This is a genomic window from Oleispirillum naphthae (genome assembly GCA_027864655.1).
In the GTDB taxonomy this organism is placed as follows: Bacteria; Pseudomonadota; Alphaproteobacteria; order Rhodospirillales; family Rhodospirillaceae; genus Oleispirillum; species Oleispirillum naphthae.
This window is the reverse complement of the sequence record JAQAZG010000010.1, coordinates 21,487-46,451: the sequence shown is the minus strand read 5'-3', so window position 1 is coordinate 46,451 and position 24,965 is coordinate 21,487. Positions and strand designations below refer to the sequence as shown.

The following is a 24,965-nucleotide window of genomic DNA, read 5'->3' as shown; positions in this document are numbered from 1 at the left end:
TGTCTTCGTGTGTGCAGCCCCGTTTCAAGCGAGGTCGAAGCGGTCCGCGTTCATCACCTTGGCCCAGGCGGCGGCGAAATCGGCGGCGAACTTGCCGGTGTTGTCGTCCTGGGCGCAGACTTCGGCATAGGCCCGCAGGATCGAGTTCGAGCCGAACACCAGGTCCATCCGCGTCGCCGTCCACTTCACCGCGCCGGTCTTACGGTCGCGGATCTCGTAATGTCCGCCTTCGACGGGATGCCAGGTGTTGCCCATGTCGGTGAGGTTGACGAAGAAGTCGGTGGTCAGCGCGCCTTCGCGGGCGGTGAGCACGCCGTGCTTGGCGCCGCCGTAGTTGGCGCCCAGAACGCGCAGGCCGCCGACCAGAACCGTCATCTCATAGGCGGTGAGGCCCATCAGCTGGGTGCGGTCGAGCATCAGCTCCTCGGGGCTGACCACGTAGTCCTTCTTCAGCCAGTTGCGGTAGCCGTCGGCCAGGGGTTCGAGCGGCGCGAAGGAGGCGGCGTCGGTGGTGGCGTCGGTGGCGTCGCCACGCCCCGGCGCGAAGGGCACCGCGACGTCGAGACCCGCGGCCTTGGCCGCCTGCTCGATGCCGACGTTGCCCGCCAGCACGATGATGTCGGCGATGCTGGCGCCGACGGCGGCCGCGATCGGCGTGAGCGCCGCGAGCACCTTGGCGAGCCGCGCCGGTTCGTTGCCTTCCCAGTCCTTTTGCGGCGCAAGGCGGATGCGCGCGCCGTTGGCGCCGCCGCGCATGTCCGAGCCGCGGAAGGTCCGCGCGCTGTCCCAGGCGGTGGAAACCATCTCCGCAATGGTCAGGCCGGAAGCGGCGATCTTCGCCTTGGCCGCGGCGATGTCCCACGAGGCGCTGCCCTGCGGCACCGGGTCCTGCCAGATCAGGTCCTCGGCGGGCACGTCGGGGCCGATGTAGCGCGGCTTCGGGCCCATGTCGCGGTGGGTCAGCTTGAACCACGCGCGGGCGAAGGCGTCCTTGAAGTACTCCGGATCGGCCATGAACTTGCGGCAGATCGCGTTGTAGACCGGGTCCACCTTCATCGCCATGTCGGCGTCGGTCATCATCGGGTTGTGGCGCTTGGTGGGGTCGCTGGTGTCGAGGGGCTTGTCCTCTTCCTTGATGCTCACCGGCTCCCATTGCCAGGCGCCCGCCGGGCTCTTCCTCAGTTCCCACTCGTGGCCGAACAGCATGTCGAAGAAACCCATGTCGAATGTCGTCGGATGCGTCGTCCACGCGCCTTCCAGGCCGGAGGTCACGACACGGTTGGCGAGCCCCTGCTGGTCCGGGTTGTCCCAGCCCAGCCCCTGCATCTCGACGCCCGCGGCTTCGGGGTCGGGGCCGAGCTTGCTCGCGTCGCCGTTGCCGTGGGTCTTGCCGACGGTGTGCCCGCCGGCGGTCAGGGCCACCGTCTCCTCGTCGTCCATCGCCATGCGCGCGAAGGTCTCGCGCACCTGCGCGGCGGTCTTCATCGGGTCGGGCTTGCCGTTCACGCCCTCGGGGTTGACGTAGATGAGGCCCATCTGCACCGCGGCCAGCGGGTTTTCCATGGTCGTGGGGTCCTCGACGTCGCCGTAGCGCTCGTCGGAGGGGGCGAGCCATTCCTTCTCGGCGCCCCAGTAGGTGTCCTTTTCCGGATGCCAGATGTCCTCGCGGCCGAAGCCGAAGCCGAAGGTCTTGAGGCCCATGCTCTCATAGGCCACGGTCCCGGCGAGGATGATCAGGTCCGCCCAGGAAATCTTGTTGCCGTATTTCTTCTTGATCGGCCAGAGCAGCCGCCGCGCCTTGTCGAGGCTGACGTTGTCCGGCCAGGAATTGAGCGGCGCGAAGCGCTGATTGCCGGTGCCGCCGCCGCCGCGCCCGTCGGCGATGCGGTAGGAACCGGCGGAATGCCAGGCCATCCGGATGAACAGGCCGCCGTAGTGCCCCCAATCCGCCGGCCACCAGGTCTGGCTGTCGGTCATCAGGGCGAGCAGGTCGGCCTTGATTCCCTTATAGTCCAGCGTCTTGACCGCCTCGCGATAGCTGAAGCCCTTCCCCATCGGGTCGGTCTTGGCGTCGTGCTGGTGCAAGATGTCGAAGTTGAGCGCGTTGGGCCACCAATCCATGACCGAACTGCCGGCATGGGTATTCCCCCCGTGCATGATGGGGCATTTGCCCCCCATCGGTTTCATAGTGTCGCTGCTACCCATATCCTGCTCCTTCTTCGTTGTCCGAAACTTTCCAGGTGCAGCCCCTCCGTCGGGGCAGACCGCGCCGATACGCAAAAACCAGTGGAAGAACATCGGCATATGGCCGCCCGGGTCTTGCACCGCCCGGGTTCGGGCCCCGCGCACGGGGCCCAGGCGCGTTTTGCCGGCACGGCCTTCCGCGGCGCGTGCCGAGGCTTTCGCCTCACCATACGAGGACGGCGGGCACAGAACGTCCCGCGCATCAACCGAAACGGGGATCTCCCCCTTTGCACGATACGTCAAACAGATAAGATCGGAGCCCCCGCGGAAACAGAGAGCCGACCGGCGCGGCGCAGCGCGAAACCCGGATTTTCCGTCCAAAACGGCGGTTCTCCGTTCTGAATCAACGGGATAAATCTGCGGATTTTAATTATGGTTTTATTCTGAAATTACCGACGCTTTTGCCGATGCGTCAGGGGCCGCCGGAACCGGGGCAAAGACCGCGGAACTTGCGGATGCCGCGCAAATCGCCTAAAACCACGAAACCGTGGATGCAACGAACCGCAAAGGAGATTTTCGTGACGACGGCTGTTTTCGACACGGTCGGCAAGGCCGGGTGATCGGTCCCGCCCCCTGGGCGTGACTCATCGGCCTTGGAAACCGACCCTGCGGCCGGACGCCCTCAAACGGGCTCCGCGCCTGTTGTCGTACCTTCCGATTCCGCAGAGGAATCGCAACTGCCGGTGACACTCGAAATGACTTCACGGTTCTCCAGTCTGGCCGACCTCGGCTGGACCTCGTTTTTCGCCTCCCAGTTCTCCCCCGGGGACTCTCCCGATTTCCGCGCCGTCCGCGTCATGGCGGTGCATCGCGGCCTGCTCGCCGTCGCGGGGGACGGCTTCGAGTCCACGATTTCCTCCCACATGCCGAACGCGACGGCGGAGGAAGACTTCCCCACCATCGGCGACTGGCTGGTCGTCGAACGCACCACCCTGCGCCCCGAACGCATCCTGCGCCGCGCCAGCCTGTTCAAGCGGCGCGCCGCCGGAACCGGACGCGGCATTCAGTTGATCGCCGCCAACGTCGATACGCTGTTCGTCGTCTCCTCCTGCGACCGGGATTTCAACCCCGCGCGGCTGGAACGCTACCTGATCCTGGCGCGGGAGGCCGGGGTGATGCCGGTGGTGGTGCTGACCAAGGCGGACCGGACCGGCGACGCGGCGGACTACGCCAACGCGGCGCGGCGCCTCCTCCCCGGCCTCGTCGTCGAAACCCTCGACGCCCGCGACGCGGACGCCGCCGCCGGGCTCGGCGCATGGTGCGGACCGGGGCAGACGGTGGCCCTGCTCGGCTCCTCCGGCGTCGGCAAATCGACGCTGATCAACAGCCTTTCGGGAAGCTCCGCCGCCACCGGAGAGACCCGCGCCGACGACGACAAGGGGCGGCACACCACCACCGCCCGCGAACTGCACCGCCTGGAACGCGGCGGCTGGCTGCTCGACACCCCCGGCATGCGCGAACTGCAACTCGCCGACGCGCACGCCGGAACCGAGGAAGTCTTCGACGACGTCACCGCCCTGGCGCAAGAGTGCCGGTTCTCCGACTGCTCCCACGACGCCGAACCGGGCTGCGCGATCAAGGCGGCGATCGCGGCGGGAAGCCTCGACCCGGAACGCCTCGCGCGATGGCGGAAACTCGCCGCCGAGGAAAGCTTCAATACCGCCAGCCTGGCCGAACGCCGCGCCCGCGACCGCACCTTCGGCAAGATGGTCCGCGCGGTGATCAAGGACAAAACCACCCCCAAACGCCGCTAACCCGCCGCCGCTGCCATACGCAAGCTTAAGGGCGCTGAAAAGCGCACTTAAGCTTACCGGGCTGCCGCCCGGACCCGCCTGGAGGCACAGCCTCCAGGCCTCCGGTTTGTTTGCCAATCAGGCGAGGATGACCCGACGGCGGCCCGCCCCCGCAACACCAAACGACGGTACATCGGATACCGAAAGATGGGCAGCAGACCTGTCGAAACCCATCATGTCCTTCGTCAACCAAGAAGGTTAAGCGAATACGCAAATCAATTATGCTCTCTATACGGGTTTTTGCTTGATGCAACACGAACTCGGGACAATTATCTGTCCGAAGGCCGTGCATAGATCAAGAGGGACAGAAAATGAAATTCGTCGGTTTTTCAGGCCGGAAGAATATAACAAAAGCCGATGTCGAATCGCTACGGGGCACTGGCGTGCACAGAATTTGCTTTGCGCATCAACACGCAAAAGAGCCAAAACGAGCCGATCCGCCTAACATTGGATTCTTTAACGTACCCTTCCTCAATTCCGTAGGGTTTATTCTTGGAGAAGAAACAGATCTTGAGCTTTTCAAGGGAAAATATGGTTATTTTAGGTCAATTCAATCTGAAAGTGAATTTCGCACAATTGATACGTGGTGCAGAGGGCAAGGAACACGTATTTTCTTACGAGATTGCCTTGATTTATCAATTGCCCTCGACCAAAACCTTGTAGACAACGAATCAGGAACATACACCCATCTTGGTGCCTTAGAAGCAAGAGCAAAGAACGCGCCTGATGAAGCGGCCCTTTCTGAATTAACCGACATAATTGCAGATCAGATTCGCTCATTACCTGGATACCGAAATGCCCCTTTCATCGCCGCAGTTCCCCCAAAGCCCGGCAAAACCTACGATCTGCCCTCAGTTCTAGCCGCACGTGTAACGGCGTCACTTGGGAAAGAAGACCTAACCCCTCGCTTTTCTTTCAAAGAGAAGAAAGGAACTGTGAAGCAGCTTCCCGTTGATCAAAAATGGGAAGCATGGGAATCTACCGGCTTGGAACTCTCTCCACCAATTAAAGGCGGCGCGGTGATCCTTGTCGATGATAAGTATCAGTCGGGAACCACGCTCCAGTTCGTGGCATCAAAATTAATTAATGCCGGAGCCGATAAGGTATTTGGTCTTTGTATCGTTAAAACGCTCCGAGACACTGATAACACATAGAAAAAGCAAAAGAGTTCATAACAATGAATGCACCGCCCATCACTCAATTGACGCCGGAAAACGACTTATATCCTGGATCAGTGGTCGCTGCATTCAACGGCAAGGCTCCTACCCTCTGGTGTCAAGGTAACCTCTCTCTCCTCACAAAACCCGGCGTTGGATTCTGTGGATCGCGCAAGGCCAGCGACAAAGGGTTGGAAACAGCGAGAGACTGCGCGGAACAAGCCTGTTCCTTAGGTATCTCCGTAATCTCGGGCAATGCCGCAGGAGTCGATTTCATCGCGCATCGGACTACTCTAGAGGCCGGGGGAACCACGATTCTAGCCCTTCCGGAGGGGATAGATCATTTTCGCATTAGAAAAGAATTCCAACCCATATGGGACTGGAACCGAGTTTTGGTAATCAGCCAATTCACGCCAGATGCCGCCTGGAAAGTATACCGGGCAATGGATCGGAATACCCTGATCATCGCTTTAAGCCGTGCGATGATCGTGATCGAAGCGGGGGAGAAAGGTGGAACCCTAAACGCGGGACTTACCACGCTTTCCTTGTCCAAACCTTTATTTGTTGCCGTTTACGAACAGGCACGAGAAAGTGCTTTGGGCAATACTATCTTGATCGGAAAAGGAGGAATTCCGCTTGCTCGAAATCGAAGCACCGGGCGAGCTAACCTAAAGCGTGTACAAGAAGCTATCGAAGGCCAGTGGGAAGCCCCAGCGTCATACGGGCAACCATCTCTATTTTGAGAAAATCATTATCCGTATCGTAACCTCATAAAGTTGCGATGACTGCGAAACAATGAAAACCTGAAGGTCTCTAGGCTGCGCTCCAGGCGGGGCCGGGCGGGCAGCTCGGCCTTGGCGGCAGCCCGGTTCAACGAAAAGGGCGCTGTGCAGCGCCCTTGTTCATTCGTCGGGGGTGAGTTTGTGTCGGTCGAGGCGGCGCTGGGCGAGGGTTTCCTCGGCGGCGGCGTGCGTCTTTTCCGCCTTGGGGCGGCCGAATTTGGCGCGGTTTTCCTCGGCCCGGCGGTCCTTGTCCGCCCGCTGTTTGTGTTTGCGGGCCTGGCGCAGGTTGACGACCTCGGTCATCGACCGTTCACTCCCACTCGATCGTCCCCGGCGGTTTCGAGGTCACGTCGTAGGTGACGCGGTTGATGCCGCGCACTTCGTTGATGATGCGGTTCGCCACCCGCGCCAGGAACGCCATGTCGAAGGGATAGAAGTCGGCGGTCATGCCGTCGGTGGAGGTGACGGCGCGCAGGGCGCAGGCATAGTCGTAGGACCGCCCGTCGCCCATCACGCCGACGGTGCGCACCGGCAGCAGCACGCAGAAGGCCTGCCAGATCGTATCGTAGAGGCCCGCATTGCGGATTTCCTCCAGGTAGATCGCGTCCGCCTTCTTGAGGATGTCCAGCTTTTCGCGGGTGATCGGCTGCCCGGGAATGCGGATGGCGAGGCCGGGCCCGGGGAACGGGTGGCGGCCCACCATCTCGTCCGGCAGGCCGAGTTCGCGGCCCAGCGCCCGCACCTCGTCCTTGAACAGCTCGCGCAGCGGCTCCACCAGCTTCATCTTCATCCGCGCGGGCAGGCCGCCGACGTTGTGGTGCGACTTGATCGTCACCGAGGGCCCGCCGGTGAACGAGACGGACTCGATGACGTCCGGGTACAGCGTGCCCTGCGCCAGGAACTCCGCGCCGCCGATCTTCTTCGCCTCTTCCTCGAACACGTCGATGAAGGTGGCGCCGATGGTCTTGCGCTTCTTCTCCGGGTCGGTCTCGCCTTCCAGCTTTTCCAGGAACAGGTCCGAGGCGTCGCGCGTCACCAGCCGGGTGTTGAAGCGCCGCCCGAACACCTCTTCCACCTGGTCGCGCTCGCCCATGCGCAGAAGGCCGTGATCGACGAACACGCAGGTGAGCTGATCGCCCACCGCCTCGTGGATCAGGGCCGCGGCCACCGAGGAGTCCACGCCGCCGGACAGGCCGCAGATCACCCGGCCCTTGCCCACCTGCTTCCTGATCGCGGCGACCGCCTGATCGCGGAAGGCGGCCATCGTCCAGTCGCCTTTGCAGCCGCACACCCCGTGCACGAAATTGGCGAGCAACTGCGCGCCGTGGGGGGTGTGCACCACCTCGGGGTGGAACTGCACGGCGTAGAATTTCTTCGCCTCGTCGGCGATGGCGGCGAACGGCGCGCCCTCGCTGGTGCCCACCGCCTGGAAACCTTCCGGCAGGCGGGTGACGCGGTCGCCGTGGCTCATCCACACCTGTTCGCGCGCGCCCGGGGCCCACACCCCGGTGAACAGCGCGCAGTCGCCGGAGACGGTCACGTAGGCGCGGCCGAACTCCCGGTGGTCCGAGCCCTCCACCAGCCCGCCCAGCTGCGTCACCATGGTCTGCTGGCCGTAGCAGATGCCGAGCACCGGCAACCCCATCGCGAACAGGCCCTGCGGCGCGCGCGGGCTGTCCTCTTCCGTCACCGAGGCCGGGCCGCCGGAGAGGATCACCCCCTTCGGCCCGAAGGCGGCGATGCTCTCCTCCGTCACCTTCTGGAACGGGTGGATTTCGCAATAGACCCCGGCCTCGCGCACCCGGCGCGCGATCAGCTGCGTCACCTGGGAGCCGAAATCGACGATCAGAATCCGCTCGCTCATGGCGTCTCGTCCCCTTCCTCTGCCGCTGTCTCGGCGCGGCGCATCACCGCGACGAAAAATCCGTCCGTCCCATGCCGTCCCGGCGTCAGGTTCAGCGTCTGCATCTCCGCGAACGCCGCGGGAACCGGCCCCGCGCTTTCGGGCCACGCCTCCGCCACCGGGGCCAGGGAAAACTCCCCATGCGCCGACAGAAAGTCTTCGACCCGTTCGCGGTTTTCCTCAAGGAAAAGCGAACACGTGGCATAGACCAGCCGCCCGCCGGGCCGCACCAGCCGCGCCGCGCTCGCCAGAATCCGCCCCTGCAACGCGGTCAGCTCCGCCAGTCCTTCCGGCGAAAGCCGCCAGCGCGCATCCGGGTTGCGCCGCCAGGTGCCGGAGCCGCTGCACGGCGCATCCACCAGCACGCGGTCGCAGGTGCCCTTGTGGCGCTTCACCCACTTGTCGGCCTCGCCCGCCAGCACCCGGCGCATCACGTTGAACGCCCCGGCGCGGCGCAGGCGGACGGCGGAACGGTCGAGCCGCGCCTGCGCCACGTCGCAGGCGATCAGGCGGCCTGCGTTCTTCATCGCCGCGGCGAGCGCCAGCGTCTTGCCCCCGGCCCCGGCGCAGAAGTCCACCACCGTCTCGCCGGGCTGCGCATCCACCAGCAGGGCGGCAAGCTGCGCGCTCTCGTCCTGCACCTCCACCCAGCCTTCGAGAAAAGCCTTGGCCGCCGCCACGTTGGCGCGCTCGCGGCAGCGCAGCCCCAGGGGGGAGAACCGCATCGGGTCGGTGGCCACGCCCTCTTCGGCGAGGCGCGCCGCCGCCTCTTGCCGCGTCGCCTTCAGCGCATTGACCCGCAGGTCCACGCCCGCCTCGGCGCGGGCCGCGGCGATCTCCGCCTCCGCCGCGTCGCCATAAATCTCCTGAAAGCGCGGCCACAGCCATTGCGGCGTCTCGGCCCAGGCCCAGTCCGGCCGCTCCGCAAGCTTCGCCTGCTTCAGCGCCTTCACCCACGCCTGCTCCCGCGCCGCAATTTCCGCAGGCGCATAGTTCTGCCCGTCGAAGAGGGCGAGATCGGCCACCCCCGCCGTCTTCTCGCGCACGCACAGCGCAATCGCCAGCCGCCGCCCCGCCTCGGCGCGCACCGCCGCATCGGTGAGGTTGCGCCCGTCGGCCAGGGCGCAGTCGGCGGCCAGCCGCGCACGGCTGCGCATCAGGCCCCAGAACAACTCCGAAACCGCACGCCGGTCGCGCGCGCCGATGTAGCGCCGCTCCCGCAGATAATCGTGCAATACCCGGTCCGCCGGGCGATCCTCTTCCCGCGCCCGGTCGAACGCCTCGATCGCCGCCTGCAACCGCCCGCCCGGTGTCATGGCATCCCCCTGGAAACAACGAGGCCAGGGGTTTCACCCCTGGACCCCACCAAGGGCCTTGAGCCCTTGGATCCCGTCACTTGGCTTGCCGTGGGGCGGGGCGGAGCCCCGGCCTGGTGGTTTCCACGCGGCCCCATCACACCGACGGCGGCTGGTAGTTGGGGGCTTCGCGGGTGATCGCCACGTCGTGGACGTGGCTTTCGCGGAAGCCCGCGCCGGTGATGCGGCGGAAGCGCGCCTTTTCGTGCATGTCGTCGATGGTGGCGTTGCCGGTGTAGCCCATCGCCGCCTTGAGGCCGCCGACCAGCTGGTGGACGATCGGCGCCACCGGCCCCTTGTAGGGGACGCGGCCTTCCACGCCCTCGGGCACCAGTTTCAGGCTGTCCTTGACCTCGGCCTGGAAGTAGCGGTCCGCCGAGCCGCGCGCCATCGCGCCGATCGAGCCCATGCCGCGGTAGGACTTGTACGAGCGTCCCTGAAACATGAACACCTCGCCCGGGGCCTCGTCGGTGCCGGCGAGCAGCGAGCCCATCATCGCGGTGTCGGCCCCGGCGGCGATCGCCTTGGCCATGTCGCCGGAGTTCTTGAGGCCGCCGTCGGCGATCAGCGGCACGCCCGCGGCGCGGCAGATCTTCGAGGCCTCCATGATCGCGGAGAACTGCGGCACGCCGACGCCCGCGACGATGCGGGTGGTGCAGATCGAGCCCGGGCCGATGCCGACCTTGACGCCGTCCGCGCCCGCGTCGATCAGCGCCATCGCGCCTTCCGGCGTGGCGATGTTGCCCGCGATGATCTGGGTGGTGGCGGAGAGCTTCTTGATCGCCCGCACCGCCTCGAGCACGCCCCTGGAGTGGCCGTGCGCGGTATCGACGACGACCACATCGACCCCCGCCTCGATCAGCGCCAGCGCGCGGTCCATGCCGTCGGAGCCGACGCCGGTGGCCGCGGCGCAGCGCAGGCGGCCCTGCACGTCCTTGCAGGAATTCGGGAAGGTTTGCGCCTTCTCCATGTCCTTGACGGTGATCAGGCCGATACAGCGATAGGCGCCGTCCACCACCACGAGCTTTTCGATGCGGTGCTGGTGGAGCAGGCGTTTCGCCTCGGCGCGCTCGACGTTCTCGGTGACGGTGATCAGGCCTTCCTTGGTCATCAGTTCCGAGACGCTGAGCATCGGGTCGGTGGCGAAGCGCACGTCGCGGTTGGTGAGGATGCCCGCGAGCTTGCCCGAGCCGCGCTCCACCACCGGAATGCCGGAGATGTGGTGGCGGTCCATCAGGGCCAGCGCGTCGGCGAGCGTCTGGTCGGGATAGATGGTGACCGGGTTGACCACCATGCCGGACTCGAACTTCTTGACGCGGCGGACTTCCTCCGCCTGCGCGCCGATATCCATGTTCTTGTGGATCACGCCCATGCCGCCGGACTGCGCCATGGCGATCGCCATCGGCGCCTCGGTCACCGTGTCCATGGCCGCAGAGATCAGGGGAATGCCGAGTTCGATGTCGCGGGTGAGCCGGGTCTTGGTTTGCGCCTGCGCCGGCAGAACGCTGGATTCGGCGGGGACCAGAAGCACGTCGTCAAACGTCAGGGCTTCTTCGATGCGCACCTTCGCCTCCTGGAGAATTTCCGTTGCCGCACTATACACATTTAGGCGTCGGAGGGAAGGCGGCGGCCATGCAAAAACCGCGCTAGAGACTTGACGGTTTGCGGAAGCCCTTCGCCACCACATAGATTTCCGCGGAATCCTTGCGGCTGGCGGGGGGCTTGGCGTGGCGCACGGTTTCGAAGTCCTGCTTCATGCGGGCGAGGAAGTCCGACTCCGCGCCGCCCTGGAACACCTTGGCGACGAAACAGCCGCCCTCGGCCAGCACCTCGCAGGCGAAGGCGTAGGCCATTTCCAGCAGCGCGATGATGCGCAGATGGTCGGTCTGCGGGTGGCCGGTGGTGTTGGCCGCCATGTCGGAGAGCACCACGTCCACCGGCCCGCCGAGCAGCGCCTTGAGGCGGCCCGGCGCATCGTCGTCGGTGAAGTCGCAGACGAAGGTGACGGCGCCCGGCACCGGGTCCATGTCCAGCAGGTCGAGGCCGACCACCTGGCCGCCCGAGGCATCGGGCTTCACCGCCGCCACCGCCACCTGGGTCCAGCCGCCCGGCGCGCAGCCGAGGTCCACCACCCGCCGGCCGGGCTTGAGCAGGCCGAAGCGCTCGTCGAGTTCCAGCAGCTTGAAGGCGGCGCGGGAGCGGTATCCCTCGCGCCGCGCCGCGACGACGTAGGGATCGTTGAGCTGGCGCTGCAACCAGCGGGTGGACGAGGACTTGCGCCCGCGCGCCGTCTTCACCCGGGTGTGCAGCATGCGGGTGTTGCCGCGTCCGTCTCCCCCTCTGCGGCCGTCGCTCATATTCGATTCTCCGTGTTCGTTATTCTTCCGCCGCCGCCTGCGCGCGCGGTGTGGAACGCTTGCCGCCGGTCGCGGCGATCGCCGCGGTGTCCTCGTACATCATGTGCGGCAACAGGCAGGATACCACCCAGCGCGCCAGTTGCGCGCCGACGCCGGGATGGCGCGACACCAGATTGAAGCGCATCGATTCGACGTCGAGGACCAGCGAGGCGTGCATGCGGCGGTGCCTGGCGAGGCTAGGGGCGCGGATCGAGGCGAAGTAGGCCTCCTCCTCCGCGAAGTGATAGCGGGTGTAGTTTTCGAGAGCGGCGAGCGCCTCGGCGGCGATCTCGTCGGCGCGCCCCGCCGCCAGCGCCTCGCCGAGCAGGCTCGCCAGCTCGAGAAGACGGCGGTGCTGAGCGTCGATCGCCCAGTTGCCGGTGGCGTATTCATCCGACCAGGGAAAACTGTCCACGCCGCACCTCATCCGCCGTGCCACGGGCGGGATATACCTCTCCGGCGGCGGTACGGCAATCGCTTTCGGTCAAGAGGCGGGCGGAAGCGCCCAGGCGCGCGCCCAGACGGCAAGGTGCGCCGCGATATCGGCCACCGCCCAGCCGCCGTCCCGGGTTTCGGCGAAGGCGCGGATGCGTTCCGAGTCGCCCGCGCCCGCGCCGCGCAGCCACACCGCCCGGCGCGCCGCCGCGGCGCGCCGGGCGAGCGCCGCGTCGTCGGTGATGAGGAGGTCGCAGCGTTCGGAAAGCGCCGCCGCGGCGGAAACCGCCACCGCCTCCACCCCCGGCAGCGCCCACACCGGCTCCCAGTCCGGCGGCAGGCCGCCGCCGGCGCAGCACAGCGCGACGCGCGGCCGCGGCAGCCCGGCGGCGCGGCGCGCCGAAAGCAGGCGGGCGAGGTCGGCGTTCCACCCCGATTCGCCGGGGCGGTGCGCCACCGCGGCCTTGAGGTCGCGTTCGGCGGCGGCGGCGTCGCCGAGCTTCCCGAAGACCAGGCCGCGTTCGTGCAGCAGTTCCGGCGCTTCGGGGCGCAGGACGAGCGCCGCGGCGCAGTCGGCGAGCGCCGCCTCGGCGCGGCCGAGGCCGCGGCGCGCGCGGGCGCGGTTGAGCAGCGCCTCGACATAGCCTTCGCGCAGGGCGAGCGCGCGCTCCGCCGCCTCTTCCGCCTCCGCATGGCGGGCGAGCGCATTGAGCGCGGTGGCGAGATTGTTCCAGCTCACCGCGTTGCCGGGGCGGCGGTCGGTGGCGCGCCGCAGCACCGGCACCGCGGCGGCGGTGTCGCCCTTCTGGATGAGCAGGGTGCCGAGGGCGTGCAGGGTTTCCGGATGGTCCGGCGCGGAGGAAAGGATGCGCGAGAACACCTGCTCCGCCTGGTGCAGACGCCCGGCGCGCTGGTGCGCCAGGCCCTGGCTCAGCGCCTGCGGCAGGGACATCTCCGCCGCGGGCTCGCCCGCCCCGGCCTGGGCGGGCGGCGGGCGCAGCCCGGCGGCGGCCTCGATCACCGGACGGAAGCACGCCTCGGGCGACAGCGCGCCCACCGCCACCGCGAGCCCCGCATCGACCAGGCGGCGGCGCTCCACCGCGCTGCCGACGAGGAGCGCGAGCGCGGCGGCGAAGTCCTCCGCCGCCTCGGCGAGCAGGCAGGCCGGCGCGGCCAGGGAGAAGAGACCGGCGATCGCCGCGGGGGTGGCGAGCAGCGGCCGCGCGTGGCCCAGCGCCTCCACCACCGTGCGCGCCGCGCCGGGGGCGCGGTGCGGCGCCGCCACCACATCCACCGCGGCGAAGAACGGCAGGGCGCGGTCCACCGGCCCGACGAAACGGAAATCCGGGCACGCCTTCGGCAGGTCGCCCGCGCCGCCGACCGCGCCGCCCACCACCACCTCCACCGCGCCGCGCGCGGCGGCGAGCTCGGGCCGCCGCCACACCGCGTCGTGCAGCCAGGAGAGCGCCGCGGCGTCCACCCAGCCGTCGCCGAAGAACACGCCGATGCGCGCCACCTCGCGGCGCAGCGGCGGCAGGGGGTCGGCCACCGCCACCGGGTGCGGCGCAAAGCCGCAGCGCGCCGCACCCAGCGCGGCGGCGGCGCGGGCGTGCATGCCCTCGCAGGCGCACAGCACCCGGTCGAAACGGCGGGCGAGGGCGAAAAGCTCGGCCTCGCCCAGGCGCACCGGGGTTTCCGCCGCTTCGGCGTCGAGCAGAACGGGAATGGTGGCGGGCACGAAATCCGGCACCCAGGCGAGATCGTCGGACATCACCAGGACGCGGGAGGGGCGGCGCTCCGCGATCAGCCCGCCGAGGCGCGCCGCGGCGCGCCGCAGGTCCAGCGTCGGCACCAGAGCCTCGCAGCGGATCTCCCGCGCCGCGGCGGAGGCGGCGAGGTTGGCGGCAAGCCGCTCGAACTCGCCGAGCGCGGTGCCGAGGTAGATCAGGTCCACCGGCCCCTGTTCCGCCAGATAGCCCAGCATCTCGCGCTGACGCGCCGCGACGCCGGAGCCGGGACGCCAGAAGGCGCGGTCGGTGATGAATACCGAGCCGAAGGACAAGACCGCTCTCCCCCATGCGCCGGCCGCCGCGAGCCGCGCCGGCTTCAGGATTTTTTAACGGAACCCGAAGATAGTATACTGCGACGGCCTGTTTTCAAACGGAGTGTCCGACGGTGTGGAGGGTTCCTCTTTCCTGTCTCGCCCTGCTTACGCTCGGCGGGTGTTGGTTCTCTTCCCTCGACGACGCTGTGCCGAGCGCCGGGGTGGAGAAGCTCACCCCCTTCAACCACGGCTACCAGGCGCTGTTCGCCGCCGACGTCGCCACCCTGATGGTCACCGACAAGACCATGGTGGACCACATCGTCTCCTACTTCCGCTCGGAAGATTGCTCCTCGGTGCGCGCCAGCCAGGGCGACCGCTACTGCCGCCCCATCCGGATCGCCTATACCCCGCCGCCCGAGCCCTTCTGCTACCGCTCGCTCGCCGACGTCTCCTGCTTCGCCGCGCCCAACCCCTACGGCACCGACACCCGCATGGGCAGCTTCCTTCCCGGCATCACCCGCGTACGCTGAATGGACTGGACTCTCTACTGGGCGTTTCTCGCCGCCGCCTTCGCCCTTGCGGTCACGCCGGGGCCGGACCTCACCTACGTGATCGCCCGCAGCATCGCCCAGGGGCGCGGCGCGGGGCTTCTCGCCACGCTCGGCATCGCAGGCGCCCTGGTCATCCACGTCACCCTGATCACCCTCGGGCTGTCGCGGGTGTTCCTCGCCCTGCCGTGGGCCTATGCGGCGATCAAGATCGCGGGCGCGGTCTACCTGATCTGGCTCGCGGCGCAGGCCTTCCGCGCAGGGGCCGCGCCGCAGGCGGCGCTCGCCGCGGCGCGGCCCCTGGTGATCCTCCGCCAGGCGGCGCTGAGCTGCCTCCTCAACCCCAAGCTCGCGGTGTTCTTCATCGCCTTCCTGCCGCAGTTCACCAACCCGGCGGCGGGGCCGATCACGCCGCAGCTCTTCCTCCTCGGGGTGAGTTTCGCCGCGCTGGGGCTGACCGTGCTCGCCTCCGCGGCCATCGCCTTCGGCCCCATCGGCGCGGCGCTGGCGCGCCATCCGGCGGTGTGGAAGTGGCAGAGCCGCTTCACCGGCACGGTGCTCGCCGGGCTGGCCGCGCGGCTCGCCTGGCCGGACGGCGCATAGGCGGAAAACGCGCCGCCCCACGCCGCGGCGCAAACATTGAAATACCTCCCCGGAGATGCAACCTGTTCTTTATGACGGTCGCTGCGACGAAGAAGACCGGAGAATACCCGGAGGGAGAACGGACGCGATGCAAGATGAGATCGACGTCTCCGGCCTGCGCAAGTTCGTCGCCCCGGAATTCGTCTTCGGCGGCGGCTCCCGCAACCTCGCCGGACGCTACGCCCGCAACCTCGGCCTGTCCCGCATCCTGGTGGTGAGCGACCCCGGCGTCGCCGCCGCGGGCTGGCTGGACGAAACCCTTTCCACCGCCGCCGCCGCAGGGGTGGAGGCGGTGGCCACCACCGAGGTCAGCCCCAACCCGCGCGCCGCCGAGGTGATGCGCGGCGCGGCGCTCTATGCGGCGGAACGCTGCGACGGCATCATCGCCATCGGCGGCGGCAGCGTCATGGACTGCGCCAAGGGCATCGGCATCGTGGCGTCCAACCACCGCCCGATCGAGGACTTCGAGGGCGTCGATGCGGTGGGCAGGCCCTGCCCGCCCCTGATCTGCATCCCCACCACCGCGGGCACCTCCGCCGACGTCAGCCAGTTCGCGATCATCCGCCACCCCAGCGAGCCGGTGAAGATGGCGATCATCTCCAAGGCGGTGGTGCCGGACCTCGCGCTGATCGACCCGGAAACCACGGCGAGCATGCCGCCCTTCCTCACCGCCTGCACCGGCATCGACGCCCTGGTCCACGCCATCGAGGCGTTCGCCTCCGTCGCCTCCGGGCCGCTCACCGACATGCACGCGCTGGCCGCGATCCGCCTGATCCGCGAGAACCTGGCGGGCGCAGTGGCCTCCCCGGCGGATGCGGCGCGCCGCGAGGCGGTGATGATGGGCAGCCTGCAGGCCGGGCTCGCCTTCTCCAACGCCAGCCTGGGGGCGGTGCACGCCATGGCGCACAGCCTCGGCGGCCTGCTCGACCTGCCGCACGGGCAATGCAACGCGCTGTTGCTGGAGCACGTGCTCGCCTACAACTTCCCCGCGGCGGAGGACCGCTGCCGCCGCATCGGCGAGGCGCTCGGCCTCGACCTGCGCGGACTCTCCGGCCCCCGGGCGCTCTCCCGCATCTTCGGCTTCATCCAGGATCTGAAACGCGAGGTCGGCATCTCCGGCACGCTGGCCTCCTGCGGCGTGAAGCGTTCCGACATCCCCGACCTCGCGGACTATGCGCTCGCCGACGCCTGCATCGTCACCAACCCCCGCCGCCCCAGCCGCGGCGACATCGAGACGGTCTATGCCGAAGCGCTCTAGGACCATCGACTGGCAGGAACTCCAGGGCCGGATCATCGGCCTCGGCGAAGAGTCCCTGAAGAAGAGCCACTACCCGGAATTGCAGGAACGCCTGCGCGAACTGGAACGCTTCCGCGCGCTGTTCGACCTTTCCTCCGACATCGTGCTGATCCTCGACATCGCGGCGGAGCGCATCGCCGACTGGAACCGCACCGCCCAGGACGCCCTCGGCCACGCCGCGCCGCCGCCGCTTTCCGCCATCGGCGCGGAGGAGGTGCTCGCCTTCCTGCGCGAGGACCACTCCGGCTGCGCGCAGCGCCCGGAGATGTGCAGCCGCACCATCGTCACCGCATTCCGCCGCGCCGACGGCAGCCGCTTCCCGGTGGAGATCGCGGTCAGCCTGCGCGCCGGCGATGCCGAGCGCCTGGCCATCGCGGTGGGGCGCGACATCACCGAGCGCATGCGCACCGAACAGCGGCTGCGCCAGGCCGCGGCGGTGTTCGACAACGCGGTGGAAGGGATCATGGTGCTCGACGCCGCGCGCGACATCGTTGCGGTCAGCCCCGCCTTCGTGCAGGTCACCGGCTATGCCGCGGACGAGGTGGTCGGCCGCCCGGTGGCGGTGATGCGCTCGCTGCGCCACGGCGACGCCTTCTACGCCGCACTGTGGGCGGCGGTGGAGCAGACCGGCCAGTGGCAGGGCGAGATGTGGAGCCTGCGCAAGTCCGGCGAGGCGCTGCCGATGTGGATGGCGATCGGCACGGTGCGCGACGATGCGGGCGCGCCCGCGCAATACGTCTGCGTGTTCTCCGACATCTCGCGGCTCAAGGAGTCCGAGCGCCGCCTCGAACACCTCACCCACCACGACCCGCTGACCCAGTTGCCCAACCGCCTGATGCTGGGCGCGGCGCTGGAGCGCGCGCTGACCCGGGCGCGGCGCACCGGCCGCGCGCTGGCGCTGCTGTTCATCGACATCGACCGCTTCAAGACGATCAACGACACCCTGGGGCACCAGACCGGCGACCTTTTGCTGCAGGCGCTCGCCTCGCGCATCGCCAACTCGGTGCGCGCCGCCGACCTGGTGGCGCACATGTCGGGCGACGAGTTCGCGGTGCTGCTGGAGGACGTCTCCTCCGCCGACGACGCGGCGCGGGTGGCGCGCAAGGTGGTGCAAGCCTGCACCGAGCCGTTCGACCTCGACGGTTTCGAGGCGTTCGTCACCCTGTCCATCGGCATCACCCTCTTCCCCGAGCACGGGCAGAGCGTCACCGCGCTTCTGCGCAACTGCGATTCCGCCGTGCACCACGCGAAGAGCGAGGGCGGCAACCGCTTCCGCATCTATACCCGCGAACTCACCAAGATCGCCTTCAAGAACCTGCGGATCGAGACCAGCCTGCGCCGCGCCATCGACGCCGGCGAGATCGAGCTGTTCTACCAGCCGCAATTCCGCCTCGCCGACGATGCGCTCTGCGGCGCCGAGGCGCTGGCGCGCTGGCGCCACCCGAAGCGCGGCATCATCCCGCCCGACGCCTTCATCCCGCGCGCCGAGAAGACCGGCCTGATCGTGCCGATGGGCGAACACCTGCTGTTCGACGCCTGCCGCCGCGTCAAGACCTGGCTCGATGCGGGCCTCGCCGCGGTGCCGGTGGCGGTCAACATCTCCGGCGTGCAGATCACCTCCAGTCCGATCGTCGAGACCGTCGCCGCGGCGCTGGCGGACTCCGGCCTGCCGCCCGAACTCCTCAAGCTCGAAATCACCGAGAGCTTCGCGATGCGCGGCACCCAGGGGTCGATCGACCGCCTGCACGCCCTGCGGACCCTCGGCGTGGAACTCGCCATCGACGACTTCGGCACCGGCTACGCCTCGCTCGCCTACCTGCGCGACCTGCCGGTCACCATCATCAAGATCGACCGCGAATTCGTCCACAACGTGCCGGACCACCGCGGCGACTGCGCGATCATCGAGGCGATCGTCGCCATGGCCCACGGCCTCGGCCTGATGGTCGTCGCCGAGGGGGTGGAAACCGAGGCGCAGAAGGCCTTCCTCGCCCGCTCCGGGTGCGACATCATGCAGGGATACCTGGGCGGCCACCCCGCGCCGCACCGCGAGTTCGAACGGCGGCTGCCCCGCCGCACCGGCCCGCGCGGATGACAGGAGAGGCGGTTTGGCGCATAGTACGGCCTCGTCGCCTGTTGTGGGGGAAAGCGTGCTCGATATCCGTCCGGTGGTCTTCGTCGTCGGGCTGTTCCTGATCGTTCTGGCCGTGGCCATGGCGCCCGCCGCCGCCGTTTCCCTCTCCGAGGGCGGCGGCGACTGGGTGATCTTCGCCGCCGCCGCCGCGGTCACCGTGTTCGTCGGGCTGGCGATGATTCTCAGCTGCGGCGGCGCGAAACGCCGCGTCAACCTGCGCCACGTCTTCCTGCTCGCCACCTCGATCTGGGCGATCCTGCCGGTGTTCGCCGCCCTGCCCTTCTGCTTCGGCAGCGCCGCCCTGCCCTATACCGACGGCTTCTTCGAGGCGATGTCCGGGCTCACCACCACCGGCGCCACCATCCTCGCCGACGTCGGCGCGCAGAGTCCGGCGATCCTGCTGTGGCGCTCCACCCTGCAATGGCTGGGCGGCATCGGCATCGTGCTGATGGCGGTGACGCTGCTGCCGATGCTGCGCGTCGGCGGCATGCAGGTGTTCAAGACCGAGGCCTTCGACACCCCGGACAAGATCTTCTCCCGCGTCAGCCCGATCGCGCTCGAACTCGCCGCGATCTACGCGCTGCTCACCGCGCTCTGGGCGGCGCTCTACTGGCTCGTCGGGATGACCCCCTTCGACGCGGTCAACCACGCGATGACGACGCTTTCCACCGGCGGCTTCTCCACCCGGCCGGACGGCTTCGCCCATTGGCGCTCCCCGGCGATGCTCTCCGTCGCCACCGGCGGCATGATCGTCGCCGCCCTGCCGTTCGCCCTCTACCTACAGGCGGCGCGCGGCAACTGGCGGCCGCTCTTTTCCGACGATCAGGTGCACGTCTTCCTCGCCACGCTGGGCCTCGCCGCCGCGCTGATCGCCGCCTGGCTGATCTCCGACAGCGGCTACGACATCGGTCTCGCGGTGCTCGGCGCGGTGTTCCACGCCACCTCGATCATCACCGGCACCGGCTACACCGCCACCGACATCCAGCTGTGGGGCGGCCTGCCGGTGCTTCTGCTGTTCGTGCTGCAATACGTCGGCGGTTGCGCCGGGTCCACCACCTGCGGCTTCAAGGTGTTCCGCTTCCAGGTGCTGTTCCTCGCCGCGAAGCAGCAGGTGGCGCGCATGCTGCGCCCCCACATCGTGATGCTGCCGCACTACAACGGCCGCCCGCTCCTGACCGGCACCACCGATGCGGTGATGGCCTACTTCTTCCTCTACGCGCTGTCGGTGTCGTGGCTGGCGGTGGGGCTGTCGTTCCTCGGCCTCGACTTCACCACCGCGATCTCCGGGGCCTCCTCGGCGATCTCCAACGTCGGGCCCGGCTTCGGCGAGATCATCGGCCCGGCGGGCACCTACGCCACCCTGCCGGATGCGGCGAAGTGGATGCTCGCTTTCGGCATGCTGATCGGACGGCTGGAGATTCTCTCGGTGCTGGTGCTCCTCCAGCCCGCATTCTGGCGCGAATAGGCCACGGAAAAGCCGGGTTTCCCCGGCTTTTCCGTTTCCGCTCAGTTGCCCAGCGCCTCGGGCAGATAGCGCTTGATGTTGGCGCTCATCGCACGGTCGAACTCCTCGCCGAGCTTCTTGGTCAGCTCGTACCAGGCCTTTTCCCGGTCGTTGATCGAGGCGCCCTCCTGCACCGTCAGGCTGCGGCTGGCGGTGGTCTCCACCGAGCCGTGGTAGCTGCGCTCCGGATCGTCGAGGGTCAGCCGCGCGGTCAGCGTCGCGTCGTAGCGCTCCGCCGGTTCGTCGGTGAAGGTGCCGACGATGCCGGTCTTGACCTTGAGTCTGGTCTCCGTCACCCGCGCGTCGAGCACCTCGAAACGCGCCACCGCGCGGCCCGCGCGCAGCGGTTGCAGGCGGTCGAGCGCCCACTGCCGCGCCATGCGCTCCGGCGAGACCGGCATCAGGTGCTCGACGTTGGGCGACGCGAAGGTCGGCTGGTAGGAGGAAGAGATGTCCACCCGCATCGCCCGGATCGGCAGGGCCTCGCCCTGGCTGAAGCGGATGTCCGGATAGGTGGGCGCGGGCGGCGTGCTGGTGCAGGCGGCGAGCGCGAGCGCCGCGAAGAGGCCGAGCAGCAGACCGCGCCGGAAGGGGGAGAAGAACGGCATTTCGAAGCTCCTCGAAGCGATACCGGGGTTCAGGGTGCCCGCAGCGGGGCGTCCGATCAAGCGGGTTTATCGGACTCGATCGCCGCCGGGTCGAAGGTATAGCGCGTCTTGCAGAAATCGCAGGTGACCTCGATCACGCCGTCCTTCGCCGCAGCGGCGAGGTCGGCGGGCGGCAGCGCGGCGAGCACCGCGGCGAGGCGGCCACGCGAACAGCGGCAGGAAAAGCGCACCTCGGAGCCCGCATAGACCGCAAGCCCCGAAGCGTGGAACAGGCGGCGCAGCACCTCGGCCGCGGGCAGCGCCGGGTCGAGGAGTTCGTGCGCGGTGAGGCTCGCGTGGAGGATGCGCGCGGTCTCCCAGGCGTCCGCCTCCTCGTCGGCGGAGAGCGCCGCCCCGTCGGTGGGCAGGCGCTGCAGCAGGATGCCCCCGGCGCGCCAGCCGAAACCGTCCGCGGGCGGCGCGGCGGCGAGGGTGAGCGCGGTGTCGATCTGTTCCGACTGGCGGAAATAGGCGGCCGCGGTCTCCGCCAGGGAGGCCCCCTGCAACGCCACGATGCCCTGGTAACGGTCGGTGTGCTCGCCCTGGTCGATGGTGATCGCCATCCGGCCGTGCCCGGCAAGCGCGGCGAAGGCGGGCTCCGCCGCCGCCCGCAGCAGCGCGGCGAGCCGGGTTTCATCCACCGCCAGGCTGGCGCGGATGCCGCCCGCGGAGGTCATGTCGGCGACGATGCGCGGGACCGGCCCGTCGGAGGCGGTCTGCACGGTGATCACGCCGTCGAACTTGAGGCTGGACCCCAGCGCCGCGGCGAGCGCCAGCGCCTCACCGGCGAGGCGGCCGACCGCGGGGTGCGGCGCGTGGCCCGCAATCGCGGCGTCGGCGGCGGCGGAAAGGCGCACCAGGCACCCGCGGAACGCCCCGCCGCCGACGGTGAACGGCAGCACGAGATCCATGCTGCGCGCCGCATCGATCATGAAATCTTGCCCATGCACCAGACCATGATCGCCTTCTGCGCGTGCAGGCGGTTTTCCGCCTCGTCCCACACCACCGACTGCGGACCGTCCATCACCTCGTCGGTGACCTCTTCGTTGCGGTGCGCGGGCAGGCAGTGCATGAACAGCGCCGTGGGCTTGGCGCGGCTCATCAGGCGGCGGTTGACCTGGTAGGGCATCAGCAGGTTGGAGCGGTCGGTGTCGGTGTCGTGCATCGAAAGCCAGGTGTCGGTGACGACGCAGTCCGCGCCGTCCACCAGCGCCTCGGGGTCGGAGCCGAGGACGATGCTGCCGCCCGCCTTGCGCGCCGCGGCGACGATCTCCGCATTCGGCTCCAGCCCCTCGGGACAGGCGAGGCGCATCTCGAAGCCGAACTTCGGGGCCGCCTCGATCCACGACTGCGCGACGTTGTTGCCGTCGCCGGTCCAGGTCACCACCTTGCCCTCGATCGGGCCGAGATGCTGCTCGAAGGTGGCGATGTCGGCCATCACCTGGCAGGGGTGGGTCTCGTCGGTCAGGCCGTTGATCACCGGCACCGAGGCGTGGTCCGCCAGTTCGTGCAGGGTGGCCGGGTCGAAGGTGCGGATCATCAGGATATCGACGTAGCGCGACAGCACCCGCGCCGCATCGGCGATGGTCTCGCCGCGGCCGAGCTGGGTGTCCTGGTGGCTCAGCACCACCACTTCGCCGCCGAGCTGCTGCATGCCGACCTGGAAGGAGACGCGGGTGCGGGTGGAGGGCTTCTCGAAGATCATCGCCAGCGTCCTGCCGGCGAGCGGATGGCGCAGCGCCTCGGGGGCGGCGCCTTCGCGGTAGTGGGCGGCGAGGTTGATCATCCGCCGCAGGGTGCCCGCGTCGATCTCCGCGAGGTCGAGGAAATGCCGGGGCGGCGCCGTCCGTGACGGCGCTACGGCCCGGGGGGAAGTGGTTTTCATGACTTTTCGCTCCACGCCTCGCAGACCCGGTCGAGCTTCGCCATGGCGGCCTCGACATGCCCCTCGTCGATGATCAGAGGGGGCACGAAACGCAACGTGTTGTCGCCCGCGGGAACGGCGAGCAGCCCTTCCGCGAACAGGCGATCGACCAGATCGGTGTTGGCGACCCGGCATTTCAGCCCGGCCATCAGGCCGAGACCGCGGATCTCCTCGAAGATGTCGGGGTAGCGCTGCACCCGGTCGGCGAGCGCGCGGCGCAGCACCCCGGCCACCGCGTTGACGCGGTCGAGAAAGCCCGGCGCGGCGATCACGCCGTACACCGCGTTGGCCGCGGCCATCGCCAGCGGGTTGCCGCCGAAGGTGGAACCGTGGGTGCCCGCGACCATGCCCGCAGCGGCCCGCTCGGTGGCGAGGCACGCCCCGACCGGGAAGCCGCCGCCCAGGCCCTTGGCCACCGCCATCACATCCGGGGCGACGCCCGACCACTCGTGGGCGAAGAGCCTGCCGGTACGGCCGACGCCGCACTGCACCTCGTCGAACAAAAGCAGCAGGCCGTTCTCGTCGGCGAGCTTGCGCAGCGCGCGCAGATAGGCGAAGTCGGCGGCGACCATGCCGCCCTCGCCCTGCACCGGCTCCAGCAGGATCGCCGCGGTCTCCGCCCCGACCGCCGCCTTGGCCGCGTCGATATCGCCGAACGGCACGCGGTCGAAGCCGTCCATCTGCGGCCCGAAGCCGTGCTTGCCCTTGGCCTGGTCGCCCGCCGCCACGGTGGCGAGCGTGCGGCCGTGGAAGGCGTGCGTCATCACCACGATGCGGTAGCGCTCCGGCCGTCCCTGGTCGAACTGGAAGTGCCGCGCCACCTTGATCGCGCATTCCACCGCCTCGGCGCCGGAGTTGCCGAAGAACACGGTGTCGGCGAAGGTGGTCTCGGTCAGCCGCTGCGCCAGTTCCTCCTGCCCCGCGATGCGGTAGAGGTTGGAACAATGCCAGAGCTTTTCCGCCTGCGCCTTCAGGGCTTCCACCGCCACCGGGTGGCAGTGCCCGAGGGAGCACACCGCGATGCCCGCGGCGAAGTCGAGGAATCGTCGCCCGTCGGTCGCCACAAGCCAGGGACCTTCCCCATGCTCGAACACGACGTCGAGCCGCGCATAAGTCGGCATCACGGACGGGATCACGTCAACTCCTCCAGCGCAGGCGCCCGGCGCTGCCGGGACGCGGATTTCGAAAACACTTCAGGCGGTGGGTCCGTCCACCGCCTGGAATCCGGACGGGCCGGGCGATGGTCCGCCCGGTCTCTTTTTTAGAAAGCGCCTATTAGAAGGGGGCTCCGGGTACGGCGTCAAGCTCTTTCAGCGGCTTTTCACGCCTTCAGCTTGTAGCCGATGCGGAAGAGATGCTGCGCCCACCAGAGCAGCGCGAGGTTGGCCGCGGTCAGCGCCGCCAGCACCGGCAGACCGTGCGCCCCGCCGCCGAGAAACCCGGAACGGAAGCCGTCGATCAGGTAGTAGAACGGGTTGATCACGGCCACCCAGTGCAGCGCCGCGGGCAGGTGGTCGATGGAATAGAAGGTGCCGGAGAGGAAGGAAAGCGGCGTCACCACGAAGTTGGTGATCACCGTGGACTGGTCGAACTTCTCCGCCCAGATGCCGGTGAGCACGCCGATCGTCGAGAGCATCACCGAGCCCTCCAGCATGAAGGCGAGCGCGGTCGCGGGCGCGTGCAACGGCACCGGGGTGAACGCCAGGAGGATCGCCCCCACCGCCACGCCGACCAGCATGCCGCGCACCGCGCCGCCGCCGACATAGGCGAGCGCCAGTTCCCACGGCGACAGCGGCGGCATCAGGATATCGACGATGCTGCCCTGCACCTTGGAGATCACCAGCGACGACGAGGTGTTGGCGAAGGCGTTCTGGATCACCGTCATCATCACCAGGCCGGGCAGCAGGAACTGCTCGAACGGCACGCCGCCCATCACCCGCCCGGTGCGGCCGAGCGACAGGGCGAAGATCGCCATGAAGATCAGGGTGCTGATCACCGGCGCGGCCACCGTCTGCAGCCACACCTTGAGGAAGCGCCGCACCTCCTTGGCGAACAGGGTGTAGAAGCCGATCCAGTTGATCGGCCCCAGCGGGGTCATGCGTTCGGGAAAATGCGGTGTCATCGCGTCCGTCGTTTCTTCTGCGTCTCGGGCCAACCATATGA

The 24,965-nt window shown here is 68.4% G+C and carries 21 protein-coding genes; 8 read left to right on the top strand and 13 right to left on the bottom strand.

All coding sequences use genetic code 11. The annotated features are described in order from the left end of the window. Nucleotides 1-24 precede the first annotated feature (24 nt). Complete coding sequence (gene katG, locus O7R11_RS11520) at nt 25-2,205, bottom strand: catalase/peroxidase HPI (protein ID WP_476445262.1); 2,181 nt, start codon at nt 2,203-2,205, stop codon at nt 25-27. A 734-nt stretch (nt 2,206-2,939) separates the two neighbouring features. On the opposite strand from katG, the gene rsgA reads away from it, so the two are divergent. The 3 genes from rsgA to O7R11_RS11505 all read left to right on the top strand — a co-directional run bounded on the left by rsgA (nt 2,940) and on the right by O7R11_RS11505 (nt 5,937). Further along, nucleotides 2,940-3,998 carry a ribosome small subunit-dependent GTPase A gene (rsgA, locus tag O7R11_RS11515; RefSeq protein WP_337997669.1) on the top strand — a complete coding sequence of 353 codons (1,059 nt, stop codon included), beginning with the start codon at nt 2,940-2,942 and terminating at the stop codon, nt 3,996-3,998. Nucleotides 3,999-4,348: 350 nt separating this feature from the next. Then, nucleotides 4,349-5,191 (top strand): hypothetical protein, encoded by an 843-nt coding sequence (locus O7R11_RS11510; RefSeq protein ID WP_337997668.1) that lies wholly within the window; start codon nt 4,349-4,351, stop codon nt 5,189-5,191. 23 nt (nt 5,192-5,214) lie between these two features. Continuing rightward, nucleotides 5,215-5,937, top strand: coding sequence for a DNA-processing protein DprA (locus tag O7R11_RS11505; protein WP_337997667.1), 723 nt, complete (start codon nt 5,215-5,217; stop codon nt 5,935-5,937). A 159-nt stretch (nt 5,938-6,096) separates the two neighbouring features. Here the strand turns inward: O7R11_RS11505 and O7R11_RS11500 are convergent, their stop codons facing one another. From O7R11_RS11500 to O7R11_RS11470, 7 genes are all read right to left on the bottom strand, one after another. After that, nucleotides 6,097-6,279 carry a DUF4169 family protein gene (locus O7R11_RS11500; RefSeq protein WP_337997666.1) on the bottom strand — a complete coding sequence of 61 codons (183 nt, stop codon included), beginning with the start codon at nt 6,277-6,279 and terminating at the stop codon, nt 6,097-6,099. Between the two features lie 7 nt (nt 6,280-6,286). Further along, on the bottom strand, nt 6,287-7,840 hold the full coding sequence (gene guaA, locus O7R11_RS11495) for a glutamine-hydrolyzing GMP synthase (protein WP_337997665.1): 1,554 nt from the start codon (nt 7,838-7,840) through the stop codon (nt 6,287-6,289). Next, nucleotides 7,837-9,195 (bottom strand): RsmB/NOP family class I SAM-dependent RNA methyltransferase, encoded by a 1,359-nt coding sequence (locus O7R11_RS11490; RefSeq protein ID WP_337997664.1) that lies wholly within the window; start codon nt 9,193-9,195, stop codon nt 7,837-7,839. The genes guaA and O7R11_RS11490 overlap by 4 nt, the downstream gene beginning before the upstream one ends. A 136-nt stretch (nt 9,196-9,331) precedes the next feature. After that, nucleotides 9,332-10,798, bottom strand: a complete 1,467-nt coding sequence (guaB, locus tag O7R11_RS11485; RefSeq protein WP_337997663.1) for an IMP dehydrogenase — start codon at nt 10,796-10,798, stop codon at nt 9,332-9,334. 82 nt (nt 10,799-10,880) lie between these two features. Continuing rightward, nucleotides 10,881-11,591 (bottom strand): RlmE family RNA methyltransferase, encoded by a 711-nt coding sequence (locus O7R11_RS11480; RefSeq protein ID WP_337997662.1) that lies wholly within the window; start codon nt 11,589-11,591, stop codon nt 10,881-10,883. 19 nt (nt 11,592-11,610) lie between these two features. Next, nucleotides 11,611-12,045 (bottom strand): bacteriohemerythrin, encoded by a 435-nt coding sequence (locus O7R11_RS11475; protein ID WP_337997661.1) that lies wholly within the window; start codon nt 12,043-12,045, stop codon nt 11,611-11,613. Between the two features lie 69 nt (nt 12,046-12,114). Beyond that, nucleotides 12,115-14,127: a tetratricopeptide repeat protein gene (locus tag O7R11_RS11470; protein ID WP_337997660.1), complete on the bottom strand. Its 2,013-nt coding sequence runs from the start codon at nt 14,125-14,127 to the stop codon at nt 12,115-12,117. Between the two features lie 113 nt (nt 14,128-14,240). Here O7R11_RS11470 and O7R11_RS11465 point away from each other — a divergent pair, with 113 nt between their 5' ends. The 5 genes from O7R11_RS11465 (at nt 14,241) to O7R11_RS11445 (ending at nt 20,192) form a co-directional block, all read left to right on the top strand. Continuing rightward, the gene (locus O7R11_RS11465; protein ID WP_337997659.1) at nt 14,241-14,639 is read left to right on the top strand and encodes a hypothetical protein; all 399 of its coding nucleotides are present in this window, start codon (nt 14,241-14,243) and stop codon (nt 14,637-14,639) included. Beyond that, entirely contained in the window at nt 14,640-15,260 is a 621-nt protein-coding gene (locus O7R11_RS11460; protein WP_337997658.1) for a LysE family translocator, read from the top strand. Between the two features lie 127 nt (nt 15,261-15,387). Continuing rightward, on the top strand, nt 15,388-16,557 hold the full coding sequence (gene ercA / locus O7R11_RS11455) for an alcohol dehydrogenase-like regulatory protein ErcA (RefSeq protein ID WP_337997657.1): 1,170 nt from the start codon (nt 15,388-15,390) through the stop codon (nt 16,555-16,557). Then, on the top strand, nt 16,541-18,688 hold the full coding sequence (locus O7R11_RS11450; RefSeq protein WP_337997656.1) for a putative bifunctional diguanylate cyclase/phosphodiesterase: 2,148 nt from the start codon (nt 16,541-16,543) through the stop codon (nt 18,686-18,688). The genes ercA and O7R11_RS11450 overlap by 17 nt, the downstream gene beginning before the upstream one ends. 13 nt (nt 18,689-18,701) lie before the next feature. After that, nucleotides 18,702-20,192 carry a TrkH family potassium uptake protein gene (locus O7R11_RS11445; RefSeq protein WP_337997655.1) on the top strand — a complete coding sequence of 497 codons (1,491 nt, stop codon included), beginning with the start codon at nt 18,702-18,704 and terminating at the stop codon, nt 20,190-20,192. A 41-nt stretch (nt 20,193-20,233) separates the two neighbouring features. Here the strand turns inward: O7R11_RS11445 and O7R11_RS11440 are convergent, their stop codons facing one another. The 5 genes from O7R11_RS11440 to O7R11_RS11420 form a co-directional block, all read right to left on the bottom strand. Next, on the bottom strand, nt 20,234-20,839 hold the full coding sequence (locus O7R11_RS11440) for a hypothetical protein (protein ID WP_337997654.1): 606 nt from the start codon (nt 20,837-20,839) through the stop codon (nt 20,234-20,236). A gap of 56 nt (nt 20,840-20,895) precedes the next feature. Next, nucleotides 20,896-21,810, bottom strand: coding sequence for an Hsp33 family molecular chaperone HslO (gene hslO / locus O7R11_RS11435; protein WP_337997653.1), 915 nt, complete (start codon nt 21,808-21,810; stop codon nt 20,896-20,898). Beyond that, nucleotides 21,807-22,763, bottom strand: coding sequence for an ornithine carbamoyltransferase (gene argF / locus O7R11_RS11430; RefSeq protein ID WP_337997652.1), 957 nt, complete (start codon nt 22,761-22,763; stop codon nt 21,807-21,809). The genes hslO and argF overlap by 4 nt, the downstream gene beginning before the upstream one ends. Continuing rightward, nucleotides 22,760-23,938 (bottom strand): aspartate aminotransferase family protein, encoded by a 1,179-nt coding sequence (locus tag O7R11_RS11425; RefSeq protein ID WP_337997651.1) that lies wholly within the window; start codon nt 23,936-23,938, stop codon nt 22,760-22,762. Before O7R11_RS11425 ends, argF begins: the two co-directional genes overlap by 4 nt. A gap of 185 nt (nt 23,939-24,123) precedes the next feature. Further along, complete coding sequence (locus O7R11_RS11420) at nt 24,124-24,924, bottom strand: ABC transporter permease (RefSeq protein WP_337997650.1); 801 nt, start codon at nt 24,922-24,924, stop codon at nt 24,124-24,126. Between the last annotated feature and the right edge of the window lie 41 nt (nt 24,925-24,965).

Coding starts and splice junctions, on each gene's coding strand:
- katG (WP_476445262.1), bottom strand. CDS start 2,205: ATGGGTAGCAGCGACACTATGAAACCGATGGGGGGCAAATGCCCCATC.
- rsgA (WP_337997669.1), top strand. CDS start 2,940: ATGACTTCACGGTTCTCCAGTCTGGCCGACCTCGGCTGGACCTCGTTT.
- O7R11_RS11510 (WP_337997668.1), top strand. CDS start 4,349: ATGAAATTCGTCGGTTTTTCAGGCCGGAAGAATATAACAAAAGCCGAT.
- O7R11_RS11505 (WP_337997667.1), top strand. CDS start 5,215: ATGAATGCACCGCCCATCACTCAATTGACGCCGGAAAACGACTTATAT.
- O7R11_RS11500 (WP_337997666.1), bottom strand. CDS start 6,279: ATGACCGAGGTCGTCAACCTGCGCCAGGCCCGCAAACACAAACAGCGG.
- guaA (WP_337997665.1), bottom strand. CDS start 7,840: ATGAGCGAGCGGATTCTGATCGTCGATTTCGGCTCCCAGGTGACGCAG.
- O7R11_RS11490 (WP_337997664.1), bottom strand. CDS start 9,195: ATGACACCGGGCGGGCGGTTGCAGGCGGCGATCGAGGCGTTCGACCGG.
- O7R11_RS11480 (WP_337997662.1), bottom strand. CDS start 11,591: ATGAGCGACGGCCGCAGAGGGGGAGACGGACGCGGCAACACCCGCATG.
- O7R11_RS11460 (WP_337997658.1), top strand. CDS start 14,640: ATGGACTGGACTCTCTACTGGGCGTTTCTCGCCGCCGCCTTCGCCCTT.
- ercA (WP_337997657.1), top strand. CDS start 15,388: ATGCAAGATGAGATCGACGTCTCCGGCCTGCGCAAGTTCGTCGCCCCG.
- O7R11_RS11450 (WP_337997656.1), top strand. CDS start 16,541: ATGCCGAAGCGCTCTAGGACCATCGACTGGCAGGAACTCCAGGGCCGG.
- O7R11_RS11440 (WP_337997654.1), bottom strand. CDS start 20,839: ATGCCGTTCTTCTCCCCCTTCCGGCGCGGTCTGCTGCTCGGCCTCTTC.
- hslO (WP_337997653.1), bottom strand. CDS start 21,810: ATGATCGATGCGGCGCGCAGCATGGATCTCGTGCTGCCGTTCACCGTC.
- argF (WP_337997652.1), bottom strand. CDS start 22,763: ATGAAAACCACTTCCCCCCGGGCCGTAGCGCCGTCACGGACGGCGCCG.
- O7R11_RS11420 (WP_337997650.1), bottom strand. CDS start 24,924: ATGACACCGCATTTTCCCGAACGCATGACCCCGCTGGGGCCGATCAAC.